The sequence below is a fragment of the Nostocoides australiense Ben110 genome (assembly GCF_001050535.1).
Lineage (GTDB): Bacteria > Actinomycetota > Actinomycetes > Actinomycetales > Dermatophilaceae > Nostocoides_A > Nostocoides_A australiense.
On the sequence record NZ_HG764815.1, the window covers coordinates 3,403,014 to 3,405,030 of the forward strand.

The following is a 2,017-nucleotide window of genomic DNA, read 5'->3' on the forward strand; positions in this document are numbered from 1 at the left end:
CCCGGGTCGTCGGGGCCGGCACCCGCGCCGGGACGCGGCGCTATCAGGCCTTCGCGACGGCGCACGGCGCGGACGCGACCGGGCTCGCCCGGCTGATCCAGCTGCATACGGCCAATGTCGCCGGCGACGCCGCACTCACCGTCTCGCTCGCCGGCACCGTCTTCGCCCTCCCGACCGACGAGGCCCGCAGCCAGGTCGCTCTCTTCCTGGCCCTCACGATGGTGCCATTCGTGCTGCTCGCCCCGCTCATCGGGCCGCTGCTCGACCGGTTCAACCACGGCCGGCGGTGGGCGATCGGCACCACGCTGGCCCTGCGCGCCTTCCTCGCGTGGGTGCTCGCCTCGGCGATCGTCGATGACTCGGTGTGGCTCTATCCGACCGCGCTCGGTGCGCTCGTGGCCAGCAAGTCGTATGCCGTGACGCGGGCCGCCGCGGTCCCGCGCCTGCTCCCCCAGGGCATCACGCTGGTCAAGGCCAACTCCCGGCTCACGATCGCCGGCCTGCTCGGGATGATGGCCGGCGGCGGCATCGCCGGGGCGTTGTCGCGCATCGGTCCCGACTGGTCGCTGCGGGCCGCCTTCGTCCTCTACATCGTCGCCACCGTGCTGGCGATCCGGCTGCCGTCCCGGGTCGACTCCGACCGCGGCGAATCCGACTTCGCCGGTGACGAGGCCGCCTCCCCGACCCGCCGGCTGCGGGCGCTGCCGGTGAGCGTGCGTTATGTCCTGTGGCTGCTCACGGGGGCGCGGATGCTGTCCGGTTTCCTCACCCTCTTCCTCGTCTTCCTCATGCGCGAGCACCCGATCCCCGGCATCAGCGGATCGCTCGTCGTCGGGCTCGTCGCGGGGGCGGCCGGCGTGGGCAACGCGCTCGGCAGTTTCATCGGCAACCGCAAGCACAACCCGCCGCCGGAACTGCTGGCCACGATCCTGCTCGGGGTGGCCGTCGCCGCGGCCGTCACGGCGACCTTCGTGTATGCCGTATGGAGCCTCGTCGCGCTCGGCCTGATCGCCGGGCTGTTCGGTCAGCTCGGCAAGCTCAACCTGGACGCCCTCATCCAGCGCGACGTCCAGGACCGCCTGCGCGGGCGGGTCTTCGCGTGGTCGGAGACGCTGCTGCAGACGTTCTGGGTCATCGGCGGGGCAGCGGGCATCGTCGTGCCGTTGCAGCCGCGGCTCGGGTTCGCCGTGGTCAGCGGTGCGATCACCCTGGCGCTGCTGGCCGCGTTGCGCTCGCGCAGCACCGGCCAGGGCCGGGCCTCCGTGGGCGAGTCGGCGCCCGACCTCGCCGGTGGGCGATGAGCCGCGACATCGCGGAGCTGGTGTCCAGCGTCGGTGTCCGGCTCCGCGAGCGGGGCGAGCGGATGACCGAGGCCCGCCGGGCGGTGCTCGTGGCGCTGGCGACCACCCCTGGACATCTGACGGCCGACGACATCCACGCCCGGGCTGGCGCCGACCTGCCGGCGAGCAGCGTCTACCGGGCGCTCGAGGCCCTCTCCGGGGTGGGCGTGGTCCAGCACATTCACCTCGGGCACGGCGCGACCGCTTATCATTTGACCGACGGCGACGACGCCCACGTGCACCTTCAGTGCCGCAGTTGCGGGGCCGTCCTCGACCTGCCGGCCGAGATCCTCGATCCCGTGGCCGCCTATGTCGCACGGGCCGGCTTCGAGCTCGACCCCACGCATACCGCCCTCTCGGGCAGTTGTGCCGCCTGCCGCTGAGGGGCCGCACCTCAACCTTGCTCCGACTCCCGGGAAGCTCCTTCCGTGACCACCACCGCTGCGCCCATCGCCGCCCTGCCCGCCCCCGTCGATGCGCCCTCCTGGGCCGCCGCCACCTGGCCGCTCGGGGCGCATTTCGACGCGAACTCCTCGAGCACGACCTTCGCCGTGACCGCTCCCGCGGCGACGCGCGTGCAGTTGGAGATCTATGCGCGCGCCACCGGCGCGGGTCCGGTGGCCGTGGTCGACGCGCAGCGCGGCCCCGACGGGACGTGGCGGGGGGGGGGGGGGGGG

At 73.5% G+C, this 2,017-nt stretch carries 3 protein-coding genes; all 3 read left to right on the plus strand.

Features of this window, described 5'->3' with window-relative positions; translation table 11 throughout:
* The coding region (locus BN11_RS16555; RefSeq protein ID WP_083433821.1) for an MFS transporter at positions 1-1,301 on the plus strand (1,301 nt) is incomplete at its 5' end.
* Positions 1,298-1,723 carry a Fur family transcriptional regulator gene (locus tag BN11_RS16560; RefSeq protein ID WP_048699455.1) on the plus strand — a complete coding sequence of 142 codons (426 nt, stop codon included), beginning with the start codon at positions 1,298-1,300 and terminating at the stop codon, positions 1,721-1,723. The genes BN11_RS16555 and BN11_RS16560, both read left to right, overlap by 4 nt.
* Positions 1,724-1,768: 45 nt before the next feature.
* On the plus strand, positions 1,769-2,017 hold a 249-nt coding region (locus tag BN11_RS24145; RefSeq protein ID WP_048699456.1), incomplete at its 3' end, for a hypothetical protein.

Bases quoted from the DNA above. Each gene is read 5' to 3' on its own strand.
- BN11_RS16560 (WP_048699455.1), top strand. From the start codon at position 1,298: ATGAGCCGCGACATCGCGGAGCTGGTGTCCAGCGTCGGTGTCCGGCTC.